The organism is Bacillus sp. SRB3LM (assembly GCF_015712745.1).
GTDB lineage: Bacteria > Bacillota > Bacilli > Bacillales > Bacillaceae_G > Bacillus_A > Bacillus_A thuringiensis_K.
In genome coordinates this window covers 109,375-123,652 of sequence record NZ_VWVQ01000007.1, presented here as the reverse complement: position 1 = coordinate 123,652, position 14,278 = coordinate 109,375, and the positions used below count along the sequence as shown (strand labels likewise).

Below are 14,278 nucleotides of genomic sequence, written 5' to 3'. Positions count from 1 at the left end.
TATGAAAACGTATTATGAGAAAGATGCAAATGTAGAGTTATTACAAGGGAAAACTGTTGCAGTAGTTGGCTATGGATCACAAGGTCATGCGCAAGCACAAAATTTACGTGATTCTGGTGTAGAAGTTGTAGTTGGTGTTCGTCCTGGTAAGTCGTATGAAGTAGCGAAAGCGGATGGGTTTGAAGTAATGTCTGTTTCAGAAGCGGTTCGAACCGCACAAGTTGTACAAATGTTATTGCCAGATGAACAGCAAGCTCATGTGTATAAAGCAGAGGTAGAAGAGAATCTTCGTGAAGGACAAATGTTACTTTTCTCACATGGATTTAACATTCACTTCGGACAAATTAATCCGCCAAGTTATGTAGATGTAGCGATGGTTGCGCCAAAAAGTCCAGGTCATCTCGTTCGCCGTGTATTTCAAGAAGGAAATGGTGTTCCGGCATTAGTCGCAGTACATCAGGATGCAACGGGAACAGCATTACATGTAGCACTTGCGTATGCAAAAGGTGTAGGGTGTACACGTGCGGGTGTAATTGAAACGACATTCCAAGAAGAAACTGAAACGGATTTATTCGGTGAGCAAGCTGTACTTTGCGGCGGGGTAACTGCACTTGTGAAGGCCGGGTTCGAAACGTTAACGGAAGGTGGATATCGTCCTGAAATTGCATACTTTGAATGTTTGCATGAATTAAAGCTAATTGTTGACTTAATGTACGAAGGTGGATTAACGACTATGCGCCATTCTATTTCAGATACGGCAGAGTTTGGAGATTATGTAACAGGATCGAGAATTGTTACAGATGAAACGAAGAAAGAAATGAAGCGTGTTTTGACAGAAATTCAGCAAGGTGAATTTGCGAAGAAATGGATTTTAGAAAATCAAGCAGGGCGTCCGACGTATAACGCAATGAAAAAAGCAGAACAAAATCATCAATTAGAAAAAGTGGGAGTAGAGCTTCGTGAAATGATGAGCTGGATTCATGCACCGAAAGAATTAGTAAGGAAATAGAGTAAGAGAGTATAAATGAAAAATATGTAAGAGGGGATTTGACAAGATGAGAAGTGACATGATTAAAAAAGGTTTTGATAAAGCGCCGCACCGTAGTTTATTAAAAGCAACTGGTTTGAAAGATGAAGATTTTGATAAACCTTTCATAGCGATTTGTAATTCTTTTATTGAAATTATTCCAGGGCATAAGCACTTGAACGAGTTTGGGAAACTTGTAAAAGAGGCAGTTCGCGCGGCAGGTATGGTACCATTCGAATTCAATACAATTGGAGTTGACGATGGTATTGCGATGGGACATATCGGTATGCGTTATTCTCTTCCGAGTCGTGAAATTATTGCAGATTCAGTAGAAACGGTTGTAAATGCACACTGGTTTGACGGCATGATTTGTATCCCAAACTGTGACAAAATTACACCTGGTATGATGATGGCTGCACTACGTATTAACATTCCGACTGTGTTTGTTTCAGGCGGCCCGATGGCAGCAGGAAAAACATCTAAAGGAGAAGTTGTTGATTTAAGTTCCGTTTTTGAAGGAGTAGGAGCTTATCAATCTGGGAAAATTTCAGAAGAAGAATTAAAAGATATTGAAGATCATGGCTGTCCATCTTGTGGCTCTTGTTCGGGTATGTTTACCGCGAACTCTATGAATTGTTTATGTGAAGTGTTAGGTTTAGCTCTTCCTGGTAACGGGAGTATTTTAGCAATTGATCCAAGACGTGAAGAGTTAATTAAACAAGCAGCAGAGAAATTGAAAATTTTAATTGAAAGAGATATTAAGCCGCGTGATATTGTAACAGAAGAAGCGATTGACGATGCTTTTGCACTTGATATGGCGATGGGTGGATCAACGAATACAGTATTACATACGCTAGCACTCGCACAAGAGGCAGGACTAGATTATGATATGAATCGTATTGATGCAGTTTCAAGACGTGTACCTCATTTATGTAAAGTAAGTCCAGCCTCAAATTGGCATATGGAAGATATTGATCGTGCGGGCGGGATTAGTGCAATTTTGAAAGAGATGAGCCGGAAAGAAGGAGTACTTCATCTTGATCGAATAACTGCTACTGGGCAAACATTAAGAGAAAATATTGCTGAGGCAGAGATTAAAGATAAGGAAGTTATTCACTCTCTTGAAAACCCTCATAGTGAGGAAGGAGGATTGCGTATATTAAAAGGAAACCTTGCGAAAGATGGAGCTGTTATTAAAAGCGGTGCAACAGAGGTAAAGCGTTTTGAAGGACCTTGCGTTATTTTTAATTCACAAGATGAGGCACTTGCTGGCATTATGCTTGGGAAAGTGAAAAAAGGAGATGTAGTTGTCATTCGTTATGAAGGACCAAGAGGTGGCCCTGGTATGCCAGAAATGTTAGCACCAACGTCAGCGATTGCTGGTATGGGATTAGGTGCAGATGTTGCGCTATTAACGGATGGTCGTTTCTCGGGTGCTTCACGTGGTATTTCAGTAGGGCATATTTCACCAGAAGCAGCTGCGGGCGGAACGATTGCGCTTCTTGAACAAGGGGATATCGTTTGTATCGATGTTGAGGAAAGATTGTTAGAAGTAAGAGTGAGTGATGAAGAATTAAATAAGCGTAAAAAAGAGTGGAAAAGACCAGAACCGAAAGTGAAAACTGGCTGGCTTGGACGTTATGCACAAATGGTAACATCGGCGAATACAGGTGCAGTTCTAAAAATCCCGGATTTTGATTGAGCCAATTTAAAAAAGATAAGGATGATATATAATGGTGCAGAAGGTAAAGGAGAGAGTGAAAATTGAAGAGATCTTAATGGCACATAATTGCATGAAAGATATCATTATTAAAACACCGTTACAACGTGATACAGTTTTATCTGAGAAATATGATTGTGACGTTTATGTAAAACGAGAAGACTTACAATTGATTCGCTCTTTCAAAATTCGTGGTGCGTACAATTTAATTCAAAGTTTATCGGAAGAACAATTACAAAACGGCGTTGTTTGTGCAAGTGCTGGTAATCATGCACAAGGAGTTGCTTATACGTGCAATTTATTGAAGATTCCGTCAAAGATATTTATGCCGACAACGACACCTAAACAAAAAGTATCGCAAGTACAGTTTTTTGGTGGCGATTTTGCGGAAATTGTATTAGTTGGTGATACATTTGATAGTTCGTTCCAAGAAGCACAGCGCTATTGTGAAGAAAATAGGATGACGTTCGTTCATCCATTTGATGATCCGTATGTAGTTGCTGGTCAAGGAACAGTGGCAGTTGAAATTATGCATGATATGGAGAAACCAGTGGATTATATCTTTACAGCAATTGGTGGTGGTGGATTAGCATCAGGTGTTGGTACATATGTAAAAGGTGTTAGTCCTGCTACAAAAGTCATTGGTGTAGAGCCGATGGGAGCTGCCTCTATGAAAGAGGCCTTTCTTCAAAATGAAAATGTCGCATTAGAGAAAATAGATAGTTTTGTTGATGGGGCAGCTGTTAAAAAGGTCGGAAAGTTAACATTTGAAACTTGTAAAGATGTAATTGATGACATTGTTTTAGTACCAGAGGGAAAAGTTTGTACGACGATTTTAGAACTGTATAAGAAAAATGCAATTGTAGCTGAACCGGCTGGTGCCCTATCTATTGCAGCGCTTGATTTATATAGAGATGAAATAAAAGGTAAAACAGTTGTATGTACGCTAAGTGGTGGAAATAACGATATTGATAGAATGCAAGAAATAAAAGAACGTTCGCTCATTTACGAAGGATTAAAACATTACTTCATCATTGAATTCCCGCAGCGTTCAGGTGCGCTAAGAGAATTTCTTGATAAAGGATTAGGACCAGAAGATGATATTACGCGCTTTGAATACATTAAGAAACATAATAAAGAAAATGGTCCAGCGTTAGTCGGCGTAGAGTTGAAACATAAAGAGGATTATGAGCAATTAATTACTCGTTTTAAAGAAAATAACATTCAATTTATGGAGCTTAATAAAAACCCTGTTTTGTTTGATTTACTTATTTAATAGAAGGAAAGAGTTAGCATCCAAATAAAAAAAGATAGATACAAGCAAGGGAAATGCTGCTTGTTCTATCTTTTTTATAGTTAAACTAATTATTTTCCATATTCAAGAAGGATAAAGCTAGTTAACCAAAAGAGTATCGCAATACGAATGATTACATACATAGTAAATTCAAAGGTAGTAAGTTTTCGCTCGCGTTTTATTTTTTTTAGAAGTCTAACAGAGAAAAATGAACATAAAAGTAGAACGGCTATAGATATTTTATAAATGTTTTCTAACAAACTTACATTTTCTAATAAGTTTTTCAGCATGTTCATCACCTATTCTGTAAAGTATGTTACAGAAAAATAGATCTTGCGTTGTCTAGTTTCGTTTGTTTTTTATGTTCCCTGTATCATCAATTTCTACATCAGTTGAAATCGTTTGTAAATATTGTAGAGCTTTTTTCTTTTCTTCCTTATTTACAGGGGAGATTTGGTTGTTGCGAATGATGTAAGGATTGAATGACATTTGAACATCCTTTCCTTTAAAAGTTAAAGTTAATACGCCAGTTTCGGCGCTTTTCCCGCTCACGTAACTTGGGAATAAAAAGTTACCTAATGAGTAAGCGATAGGAACTTTGTTATAATACTCAAACCCTTGTAACCAATGTGGGTGACTCCCGACAATCGCGTCGGCTCCTGCGTCAACCATTTTAGGTACATATTGTTTTTGGTATTCTACCGGACGGTTTGATTTTTCAACGCCCCAATGCATATAGACGATTAAATAGTCTGCATCTTGTTTTTGTTCTTTAATTGTTTTTGTTACAAGATTTAAATCATAGCCATTCGCAACGCCAGGTTTATTCTCACCAGCTACCCAATTAGAATCAGGCATAAATCGAACGAAGGAAAGAAATTTAAACTTTTTCCCTTTTACGGTCATTTCTCGTGCTGTATATGCATCTTTCGCATTTTTTCCGGCTCCAATGTAAGGGAGCTTTAATTTTTCTACGTGAGAAATCGTATCTAATAATCCATCTTGCCCATAATCAAGTGTGTGGTTATTCCCAATATTTACGATGTCATATCCAGTGTTTTTAATGGCTTGTAGTGTAGATGGATCACTTTTAATCCAAAACAGTTGCCCAGGTGCTTTCTTTTCTTTCGCTGTAAATGCCGACTCTAAATTCACAAAAGAAATATCAGCTTTTTTTATTTCTTCTTTTACATGTTGGAATGGGTAATCAGCCCCATTCTTTTCGATTATAGGACGTAATTGCCAATCAAACATTGTATCACCAGAGAAGGTGAGTGTGATTTCTTGGTCTTCTATTTTCTTTTCGCTTTTTGAAGCGGTTTTACTAGATTTGTTTTGTAAATCGGGTTTGTCTTTTGCTTTTGAAATAAAAGAGTAATTGATTAATAAAACAATCGGTGTAATGAAAAAGGCTATTAACAAAAATCGTTTTAGTAAAGTTTTCATATATCCCTTCCCTTTTAATATTATCCCGCAATTAAATTAAAACTGAATCTATATAAAGGTAATTAAAGTTACAAAAAAAATAGCGGGTTATGTAGTGGAAAACATTTGTTAATATTCTCAATATTAAGTTAACATATAGGTAACCTGTAAATCAATGTATAAACCAAAATATAGAAATAAAGAATTCGAAGGGTGAAGAATGAGAAATGGTTATATTAGGAGCAGTTGTAAATGGAATTTGTATTATATTTGGTACTTTACTTGGTAAATTATTTAGTAGGATCCCAGAAAGTATGAAAGGGACGATAATGCACGTAATTGGTTTAGCGGTTACTGTGCTTGGGCTTCAAATGGCATTAAAAAGTGAAAACTTTCTTGTTGTCATACTGAGTTTAGTGATTGGTACGGTAATTGGGGAATGGTTACAATTAGAAGAAAAGTTAAAACATTTAGGGGATTGGCTAGAAAATAAAGTTGGATTGAAGGGAAAAGGCAGCATATCAGAAGGTTTTGTAACAGCTACTTTAATTTTTGCAATTGGTGCGATGGGGATACTTGGTGCACTTGACAGTGGGATTCGCGGAAATCATGATATTTTATTTACAAAGGCGATTATCGATGGATTTATTTCTATTATATTAACGACAACTCTAGGCATTGGCGTAGTATTTTCGGCGATTCCAGTTGTTTTATATGAAGGTGGTATTGCAGTTTTTGCAACACAAATTAATAGTTTTGTCCCGGAAGAATTAATGAACCAATTTATAGTGGAGATGACGGCTGCGGGCGGCATTATGATATCTGCTATCGGATTAAACTTACTCGGATTTATTAAAATTAAAGTGGCAAATTTACTTCCAGGTATATTGGTAGTGGGTGTAATTGTTTCAATTATTTATGGTTACAGTTTAATAGTAAAGTAGTAGGGGATGGAAATACATATGGAGGAATTTCAATTTACAAAACGTGTGCATAAAATATTGGAGATTGCAGCAGAAGAGAGTGAGTATAACATAATTCACCCGGTCCACCTGTTTATAGGTATGTGTAAAGAAGGTACAGGAGTTTGCGCTGAGTTATATATGTATTTGTTTCATAAAGTCGGTCGAGATTTTTCAGAAAAACTTTCGTTACGAAAACGATTCGATTTACATAATCAAGAGTATAAAAAAATAGGGCAATATAAGCTATCTTATAAGGCGATAGAAATTTTACAAATAGCGAAGAAACGTATGGAACGCTTTCAGCAAGTAGTAATCAATGAAGGACATATTATGTATGCATTATTTCGTGTAGATACAGATATTGGCGAATTTATACATACACAAATGCAAGAAGATATATTACGTATTACAGCTGCACCAAGAGACTTAGCGGTTGATTTAAATAGTTTTAAACCTACTTATAACACATTATTTTGTCATGTAAGAAGAGCTAGACCTTCTGATTTTGATAAGTTATCACGATTTGTGGCGGATGAATTTGGTGAACGGTGGTTACAGTCGGTTGATTACGGATTTCGGACATATAATGAAAAGTTACCTATCTATATTGCACAGCAGGGGGAAGTGATAATTGGTTTCGCCTGTTACGATGTAGTGAGAGGAAAGAAAGGATTATTTGGTCCAATGGGCGTAGCGAAACAAAATCGTGTGACAGGTGTAGGAAAAGAATTATTGCATCATTGTTTATATAATATGAAACAAAATGGATATGAATATGCGATTATTGGACAAGCGGGTCCCATTGAGTTTTACGAGAGAAATTGTAATGCTCGTTTAATACCGATAGATAATAAGTAACCAACTTCATCTAGGGAAGTTGGTTTTATTATGAAAATGATGTAGAGATGTAGTGATTTTTACTAGAAAATAGCGGGTTTTGTAGTAAATCTTACGAGTAAAGCAGATTACTAAACTTTTTACAAGAAAGGGTGTAGAATGGGTATCTAAAGAAAGAAGGTGTGAAAATGGCCAGCTGGAAACGAAATTTAATGATTTGTTGGCTAGGTTGTTTTACCACTGCAGCCGGTATGAGTTTAGTAATTCCTTTCTTATCTTTTTATATTGAGGAATTAGGAGTAACTGGCACTTCAAGTATTGCACAGTGGTCGGGACTTGCATTTGGTGTAACATTTTTAATGGGTGCGATCGTATCGCCAATATGGGGAAAGCTTGGTGATATACATGGACGGAAATTGATGCTTATTCGTGCTAGCCTCGGTATGGCGGTTATTATGACGCTTATGGGGTTTGTAACGGATGTGTATCAACTAGTCGCACTACGATTTTTAATGGGAGCAGTATCTGGTTTCCTTTCAACAGCGATGACATTTATTGCAGCAGAAACTCCGAAAGAACATTCAGGTTGGGCGATTTCCACAATTTCAACTGGTGGTGTGAGCGGTTCGTTACTTGGCCCGTTACTTGGAGGTTATTTGTCTGAATTAATTGGAATGCGTCATGTCTTTCTTGTTACAGGAGCTTTTTTATTCCTTTCCTTTCTCATCGTTTTTTTCTTCCTGCATGAAGAAAATCACTCTGCTCAAGCAAAAAAAACACAGCCGAAAAAAGTATGGACGATGGTCCCAGCGAAGCATTTAATTATTAGTTTGTTTGTTACAACATTTATTATTCAACTTGCTAATATGTCAGTTCAACCAATTGTTACATTGTACGTGAAAAATTTAGTAGGTCCTCATACTGCACATATTGAGACAATTGCGGGAGCAGTTATGTCAGCAACAGGATTAGCAGTTATTTTAGCAGCACCAAGACTAGGAAGATTATCAGATCATATCGGTCCTCAAAAAACGTTAGTTGTAGCGTTGTTTGCTGCAGGAATTATTTTTATCCCGCAAGCATTTGTAACCTCAGCTTGGCAACTATTAATTCTTCGATTTTTATTAGGTATCGCACAAGCAGGATTATTACCTTCCGTACAAACTCTACTAAAACAACATACACCAACCCATGTTACGGGACGAATATTTGGATATAATCAATCATTTCAGTTTTTAGGAAATATGATTGGTCCAGTGCTCGGGGGACAAATTGCAGCGCATGCAGGTTTTCAATATGTTTTCCTCTCTACATCATCACTATTATTTATTGCATGTATCTGGGTTTATTTTCATAATAAGAACGAAGAGGTATCAGAGAAACGACATTTGGAAGTTAGTTAACTAAGTGAATGAAAAAAGGATGAAGCAATGATTGCTTCATCCTTTTCTTTAAAATTTAAGACATAGATAGCTTAATGTACCAAGCTCATAACTACGGTGAATGACTTCACCGCTGTTCTCGCCACTTCCCATTGCAATAAACAAAGGAACAAAATGCTCTGCTCTTGGTACTGCTAATTGTGCATGAGGAGCATTTTTCTCCCAATTAAACAATGCATCTTTATCGTTATTCTGCATATGTTTAATAATCCAATCATCAAATTCAATTGCCCATTTTTCAGGTGTAGTTTGATTCCATTTCAGTGCTCGTAAATTATGAACGGTAACGCCACTACCGATTACTAAAATATCTTTTTGTCCAAGTCCTTTAAATGCTTCTCCAATTTCAAATTGTTCTTTTGCAGAAAGGAATGGATTTACTGATATTTGCACGACAGGAATATTTGCTTCTGGATACATGCGGTGCAGAAGTGTCCATGAACCATGATCTAAACCTCTCGTCATATTATGATGGACTGGAATACCTTTGTTCTTAAATTTTGTTTCTAACATAGATGCAATGCTAGAAGAGCCTTTCGCACGATATTTGATTTCGTATAACTCAGGGGGGAAACCTCCAAAATCATAAATTGTTTCATACTCGTTATCTGATGAGGAAATCGTTAATACTTCACTTTCCCAGTGAGCAGTGAAAATAACAATTGCTTTCGGTTTATATGTTTCTCCAAGTGTTTTTAAAAATCGTGTATAGTCTGTATCTTGAATAGCGAGCATAGGCGAACCATGTGCTAAAAATAGTGATGGCATCATAATAGAAACCTCCCAAAAATATAATAATTACTTTATGTAAGTAACTATATAATTTTACGGATGATTCGTCAACATATTAATTTAAGAGCTAATTAGAAAAGTGAGTCATTTGTCATAATGAAGGCAATTGCATATAATACATAGTAAGAATAATGAATGGATATTCATTTTTAAAGATACATAATAGAGTTGGGAGCTGACGAAATGAACGTACAGGAAAGTTTCGTTACGGCATTGGATGGATCGGAAATTTATTTGCGTAAGTGGTTACCAGAAGGTGAACCGAAAGGGATTATTCAAATTGCACATGGTATGACAGAACATGCAGGTGTTTATACAGACTTTATTGATGCTTTATTAGAAGCAGGCTATGGTGTTTATGCACATGATCATAAAGGTCATGGGAAAACGGTGAAGAGAGAAGAAGATTATGGTCATTTTGAACCAAATATAGGGTGGAATCAAGTTGTATCGGATGTTATCTTTGTTTCAGAAAGGATAAAAGAAGAGCAGTCAAGTCCTTTGTTTTTACTAGGACATAGTATGGGTTCTTTTTTATCAAGACGTGCTGTACAACTTAGGGGTGAACTATACGATGGATTTTTGATTTCAGGAACAGGTGGAAATCCAGGGCTTTTAGGAGTTATTGGTCATAAAGTAGCAACAATTGAGATGAAGTTGCGTGGGGCAAAAACGAAAAGTCCAATGTTAAACTTTTTATCTTTCGGAAACTTCAATTCGAACTTTAAGCCAAATCGTACAAAATTCGATTGGTTATCTTCAGATAATAATCAAGTTGATAAATATATTGCGGATCCGTTATGTGGTTTCATTTGTACGACGAGTTTTTACCGAGAATTATTTTCTGGTGTATTAGAAGTAAATAAACTAGAAGAATACAAGAAGACGCCAAAGAATCTTCCAATACATATATTCTCTGGTGATCGTGATCCTGTTGGCGATATGGGGAAAGGTGTAAAAGAAGTATATGAAAACTATAAAAAATGTGGTGTGAAAGACGTGACACTACGTTTATATGAAAATGGTAGACATGAAATGTTTCATGAAGTAAATAAGGATGAAGTATTTAAAGATTTAATTTCGTGGTTAAATGCGCATAATAAATGAGAAAGATAAGCCCAAACTGTTTACAGTTTGGGCTTATCTATTTTACAGAAATACGGGCAATAAATTCTTAAATTCACTTTACTTAATAAAAAATAAATCTTATTCTATAGTCGTTAAAAAATAAAGAAATATTGTATGAGAGGAAACCTCAATTTTCTGAAGTGAGGTTTTTTGTAGTAACGAAGTAATAGTGAATAAAACTAATTTTAAAAATAACTTAAAATCAAACTATTTATAAAGAAACAGATGCCTGTTCATAATAGTAGTATAATAGTGAATGAGGTGTTAATAGAATGGAAGATAGAACATTAGGTTTATTACTAGATGTTGTTGGGGAATTATTTTCAGATGAAATTTCAATTGCTGTTTCGAATACGAAAGAATATATTTACTATCGGCCAAGTAAACGAATTGATTTAAAGATTAGTGCCGGGGATCCCATAAAGGAAGGAACGATTGCTCATAAAGCGATGGTGATGAATCAAAAAACCTCTGAGTTTATGAATCGGGATGTTTTTGGTATTCCTTATCATGGAATGGCTGTACCATTTTCCAACAATGGAAAGCTTGAAGGGTGCGTAACGGCAATTTATCCAGCTTTAACGGATGGAAAGTCAGTCGTTACTTTAAAAACAACAGACGGCTGGATTCCGGTTCCTTTTTCAAAGGTTATGTATTTAGAGGCTAAAGATAAAAAGACGTATGTGAATTCAGAAGAGTTATCAGGAACACATAAATACTCTCTGCAAGAATTCGAATACTTGCTTCCTAAAGATTCATTTATTAGATGTCACCGCTCATTTATTGTAAATGTTAATCATATTAAAGCGATTTATCCTGATACCCATTCTACTTTTGTACTTTCGATGGATAATGGTGAGAGAGTACCAGTTAGTCAATCATACGCTAGTTATTTCCGTAAGCTTCTAGGATTCTAAATTTTTCTGCTTTAGAACCTAGATTTGCTGTTCTGTCTGAATTTTCGGCATTGTATACTAAAATCCCTATTTTGATAGTGTTAATGTGTAAAATAATTATGAATATTCAATGAGAGAGGGATTACATATGGAGAATAATTTAGATAGAATCAGAGATCAACGTCTAAAAGATCGGGTAGTTACACCTGAAGAAGCAGCTTCTTGGATTCAAAGTGGAATGACTTTAGGCTTAAGTGGGTTTACACGTGCAGGTGATGTAAAAGCAGTCCCATTTGCGCTTGTAAACCGAGTTAAGAATGATGAATCTTTTAAAGTAAATGTTTATACTGGGGCTTCTTTAGGCTCGGATGTAGACAAATTATTTGCTGAGGCAGGAATTTTAGGGAAAAGATTACCTTTCCAAGCTGACGCGACTATGCGAAAAGGAATTAATAACGGAGACTTTTTATTTGTGGATCAACACTTGTCTCATACAGCAGAGTTACTCCGCGCAGACGTTCTGGATATAGATTTTGCTATTTTGGAAGCGGTTGCGATTACAGAGGACGGAATGATTATTCCAACCACTTCAATTGGAAATTCCTTAGCGTTTTCCTTAAATGCTAAGTCTATTATTATTGAAATGAATATGGCTCAATCCGCGCAATTAGAGGGGCTACACGATCTATATGAACCAGGTAAACAAGGGGAGAGACTTCCAATTCCGCTTGTGAAAACAGATGACCGAATTGGAACAATCGGTATTCCAATTGATCCTGAAAAAGTGAAGGGAATTGTGTTTACGAATCAATTGGATTCGCCATCGACAATTGTTCCTCCGGATGAAGAAACTGTTATTATGGCACAGCATTTAATAGAATTCCTTCGAGAAGAAGTCAAAGTAGGCCGATTAACAAATCGTTTAGCGCCGTTACAATCAGGAATTGGTTCAGTGGCTAACGCCGTATTGCACGGAGTGTTAGATTCAGAATTTGAAGATTTAGAAGTATATTCCGAGGTTTTACAAGATGCAGTTTTTGATCTTATGGATGCTGGAAAAGTCAATTTTGCTTCTTGTTGTTCTATCACGCTTTCTGAAGAGAAAATGCAACAAGTATTTTCTAACTTTGAAAAATATCGTGACAAATTAATGATGCGTCCACAAGAGATTTCCAATCATCCTGAAATCATTCGTCGCCTTGGATTAATCTCAATTAATACGGCTTTAGAATTAGATATATACGGAAATGTTAACTCTACTCACGTTTTAGGTACAAAAATGATGAATGGTATTGGTGGTTCTGGTGATTTTGCGAGAAATGCACGCCTAGCTATCTTTGTTACGAAATCGATTGCAAAAGGTGGTAACATTTCAAGTATCGTTCCTTTCGTTTCGCATGTAGACCATACTGAACATGATGTAGATGTTATTGTCACTGAACAGGGGTATGCCGACTTAAGGGGACTTGCGCCAAGAGAAAGAGTGGAACTTATTATTGAGAATTGCGCACATCCAATGTATCGTGATCAACTACGTGCTTATTACGAAGAAGCAAAAACAAGAGGTGGACAAACTCCTCATATTTTAGAAAAAGCTTTTTCTTGGCATACGAATTATGCTAAAAATGGAACAATGCTTGAAGCGGTAGTAGAAACTGTATAGAAATATAAGAATGATTCTTAGAATAATATGCTATAAAGATTGAAAGAAAAGAACGCCAATTTTCAGGAATGGCGTTTTTTTCTTTTAAAAAATTATTATCTATTATGAAGAATTATAAAAGTAATCTCTTATTTACGGAAATAAGAGGTTTTTTAAATTAATTTTCGAATCATTTTATAGTGTATATCTCGAAGGTGAGGAGAAAGAATCATGAAGATAAGAAAAGCGTTATTAAGTGAAGCAAATGAATTGAGTGAACTCGCACTACACTCAAAAGCAACGTGGAATTATAGTGAAGAATTCATACTTGCTTGTAAGGAAGATTTAACAATTACAGAAGAGTACATAAAAAATAACTTTGTATATGTTTTAGAAAACGATAATACGAAGATTGGTTTTTTCTCATTTTTACGTAATGATAAAGCTCTCGATTTCCTGTACATTCATCCCCGATACAAAGGGAAAGGCTACGGGAAAATACTTTGGGAGTATGTAATAGAAAAAGCAAATGAACTAGGTTTAAAAAGTTTTACGATTGATAGTGATCCGAATGCAAAAGGATATTACCTGAAAATGGGAGCACAGTTAATCGGAGAAACACCATCAACTGTTTTTAAGAATCGTTTACTGCCCCTTTTGAAATATGATGTGTAAAACAATTAATAGTAGGAGAAGCTGAGAATGGATCATGTAAAGAGAAAGCAAATATATGAAGCACTAATAAGATCGTGGTCGATTGAAACAAGCTCAAAGTGGACAATTGAAAATCCAGCAAAGGGACAATGTGGTGTTACAGCTCTAGTCGTTCAAGACATATACGGAGGGAAAATTAAAAAGACAAAAATAGGGAGCGTGTGGCATTTTTATAACTTTATAGATGGGCAGAGGTTTGATTTTACAGAGGTTCAATTCAATGAAAACCTGAATTATTTGGATGTGGAATCAAATCGGGAAGAAGCATTTGCAGATACAAATGAAAAACAATATAGCATTTTGAAGGAAAAGATAATGAAAGAATTGAAATTATCTTTTGACTCTTAATCTTTAATAAGTTACTATAATGGTGGTAACTTATTAAAGGGAACTTCA

Annotated in this window: 14 protein-coding genes; 11 read left to right on the top strand and 3 right to left on the bottom strand. The window is 35.8% G+C overall.

The genetic code is table 11. The features are described 5' to 3' along the window. Position 1: 1 nt before the first annotated feature. The 3 genes from ilvC to ilvA are packed head-to-tail and all read left to right on the top strand — an operon-like array spanning position 2 to position 4,023. Complete coding sequence (ilvC, locus tag F3I02_RS05225) at positions 2-1,009, top strand: ketol-acid reductoisomerase (protein WP_000861145.1); 1,008 nt, start codon at positions 2-4, stop codon at positions 1,007-1,009. A 46-nt stretch (positions 1,010-1,055) separates the two neighbouring features. Continuing rightward, positions 1,056-2,729, top strand: a complete 1,674-nt coding sequence (ilvD, locus tag F3I02_RS05220; protein ID WP_001255812.1) for a dihydroxy-acid dehydratase — start codon at positions 1,056-1,058, stop codon at positions 2,727-2,729. 31 nt (positions 2,730-2,760) lie between these two features. Continuing rightward, positions 2,761-4,023, top strand: coding sequence for a threonine ammonia-lyase IlvA (gene ilvA, locus F3I02_RS05215; protein WP_000250358.1), 1,263 nt, complete (start codon positions 2,761-2,763; stop codon positions 4,021-4,023). Between the two features lie 89 nt (positions 4,024-4,112). Here the strand turns inward: ilvA and F3I02_RS05210 are convergent, their stop codons facing one another. Together F3I02_RS05210 and F3I02_RS05205 are read right to left on the bottom strand one after the other, a co-directional pair. Then, positions 4,113-4,331 carry a hypothetical protein gene (locus tag F3I02_RS05210; RefSeq protein ID WP_000916801.1) on the bottom strand — a complete coding sequence of 73 codons (219 nt, stop codon included), beginning with the start codon at positions 4,329-4,331 and terminating at the stop codon, positions 4,113-4,115. A gap of 52 nt (positions 4,332-4,383) precedes the next feature. Beyond that, a complete protein-coding gene (locus F3I02_RS05205) occupies positions 4,384-5,487 on the bottom strand; it encodes a CapA family protein (RefSeq protein WP_074594772.1) in 1,104 nt (367 codons plus the stop codon). A gap of 206 nt (positions 5,488-5,693) precedes the next feature. Between F3I02_RS05205 and F3I02_RS05200 the strand changes: the two genes are divergently transcribed. The 3 genes from F3I02_RS05200 to F3I02_RS05190 all read left to right on the top strand — a co-directional run bounded on the left by F3I02_RS05200 (position 5,694) and on the right by F3I02_RS05190 (position 8,671). Beyond that, a complete protein-coding gene (locus F3I02_RS05200; protein WP_196477717.1) occupies positions 5,694-6,410 on the top strand; it encodes a DUF554 domain-containing protein in 717 nt (238 codons plus the stop codon). 18 nt (positions 6,411-6,428) lie between these two features. Next, positions 6,429-7,289, top strand: coding sequence for a GNAT family N-acetyltransferase (locus tag F3I02_RS05195; protein WP_000390848.1), 861 nt, complete (start codon positions 6,429-6,431; stop codon positions 7,287-7,289). Between the two features lie 167 nt (positions 7,290-7,456). After that, positions 7,457-8,671 carry a multidrug efflux MFS transporter gene (locus F3I02_RS05190; protein WP_000179321.1) on the top strand — a complete coding sequence of 405 codons (1,215 nt, stop codon included), beginning with the start codon at positions 7,457-7,459 and terminating at the stop codon, positions 8,669-8,671. A gap of 48 nt (positions 8,672-8,719) precedes the next feature. Here the strand turns inward: F3I02_RS05190 and F3I02_RS05185 are convergent, their stop codons facing one another. Further along, positions 8,720-9,481, bottom strand: coding sequence for a DODA-type extradiol aromatic ring-opening family dioxygenase (locus tag F3I02_RS05185; RefSeq protein ID WP_000982906.1), 762 nt, complete (start codon positions 9,479-9,481; stop codon positions 8,720-8,722). A 204-nt stretch (positions 9,482-9,685) separates the two neighbouring features. On the opposite strand from F3I02_RS05185, the gene F3I02_RS05180 reads away from it, so the two are divergent. The 5 genes from F3I02_RS05180 to F3I02_RS05160 all read left to right on the top strand — a co-directional run bounded on the left by F3I02_RS05180 (position 9,686) and on the right by F3I02_RS05160 (position 14,230). Then, positions 9,686-10,609 (top strand): alpha/beta fold hydrolase, encoded by a 924-nt coding sequence (locus tag F3I02_RS05180; protein ID WP_001102594.1) that lies wholly within the window; start codon positions 9,686-9,688, stop codon positions 10,607-10,609. Positions 10,610-10,902: 293 nt separating this feature from the next. Further along, the gene (locus F3I02_RS05175; protein WP_000390207.1) at positions 10,903-11,547 is read left to right on the top strand and encodes a LytTR family DNA-binding domain-containing protein; all 645 of its coding nucleotides are present in this window, start codon (positions 10,903-10,905) and stop codon (positions 11,545-11,547) included. A gap of 127 nt (positions 11,548-11,674) precedes the next feature. Further along, positions 11,675-13,189: a succinyl-CoA:acetate CoA-transferase ScpC gene (gene scpC / locus F3I02_RS05170; RefSeq protein WP_000429816.1), complete on the top strand. Its 1,515-nt coding sequence runs from the start codon at positions 11,675-11,677 to the stop codon at positions 13,187-13,189. Between the two features lie 210 nt (positions 13,190-13,399). Next, positions 13,400-13,843 (top strand): GNAT family N-acetyltransferase, encoded by a 444-nt coding sequence (locus F3I02_RS05165; protein WP_000702233.1) that lies wholly within the window; start codon positions 13,400-13,402, stop codon positions 13,841-13,843. A 27-nt stretch (positions 13,844-13,870) separates the two neighbouring features. Beyond that, positions 13,871-14,230 carry a YunG family protein gene (locus tag F3I02_RS05160; protein ID WP_131249769.1) on the top strand — a complete coding sequence of 120 codons (360 nt, stop codon included), beginning with the start codon at positions 13,871-13,873 and terminating at the stop codon, positions 14,228-14,230. Positions 14,231-14,278 lie beyond the last annotated feature (48 nt).

Coding starts and splice junctions, on each gene's coding strand:
- F3I02_RS05175 (WP_000390207.1), top strand. CDS start 10,903: ATGGAAGATAGAACATTAGGTTTATTACTAGATGTTGTTGGGGAATTA.
- F3I02_RS05185 (WP_000982906.1), bottom strand. CDS start 9,481: ATGATGCCATCACTATTTTTAGCACATGGTTCGCCTATGCTCGCTATT.
- F3I02_RS05190 (WP_000179321.1), top strand. CDS start 7,457: ATGGCCAGCTGGAAACGAAATTTAATGATTTGTTGGCTAGGTTGTTTT.
- F3I02_RS05165 (WP_000702233.1), top strand. CDS start 13,400: ATGAAGATAAGAAAAGCGTTATTAAGTGAAGCAAATGAATTGAGTGAA.
- F3I02_RS05160 (WP_131249769.1), top strand. CDS start 13,871: ATGGATCATGTAAAGAGAAAGCAAATATATGAAGCACTAATAAGATCG.
- F3I02_RS05210 (WP_000916801.1), bottom strand. CDS start 4,331: ATGCTGAAAAACTTATTAGAAAATGTAAGTTTGTTAGAAAACATTTAT.
- F3I02_RS05200 (WP_196477717.1), top strand. CDS start 5,694: ATGGTTATATTAGGAGCAGTTGTAAATGGAATTTGTATTATATTTGGT.
- F3I02_RS05180 (WP_001102594.1), top strand. CDS start 9,686: ATGAACGTACAGGAAAGTTTCGTTACGGCATTGGATGGATCGGAAATT.
- ilvD (WP_001255812.1), top strand. CDS start 1,056: ATGAGAAGTGACATGATTAAAAAAGGTTTTGATAAAGCGCCGCACCGT.
- ilvA (WP_000250358.1), top strand. CDS start 2,761: ATGGTGCAGAAGGTAAAGGAGAGAGTGAAAATTGAAGAGATCTTAATG.
- ilvC (WP_000861145.1), top strand. CDS start 2: ATGAAAACGTATTATGAGAAAGATGCAAATGTAGAGTTATTACAAGGG.
- F3I02_RS05195 (WP_000390848.1), top strand. CDS start 6,429: ATGGAGGAATTTCAATTTACAAAACGTGTGCATAAAATATTGGAGATT.
- F3I02_RS05205 (WP_074594772.1), bottom strand. CDS start 5,487: ATGAAAACTTTACTAAAACGATTTTTGTTAATAGCCTTTTTCATTACA.
- scpC (WP_000429816.1), top strand. CDS start 11,675: ATGGAGAATAATTTAGATAGAATCAGAGATCAACGTCTAAAAGATCGG.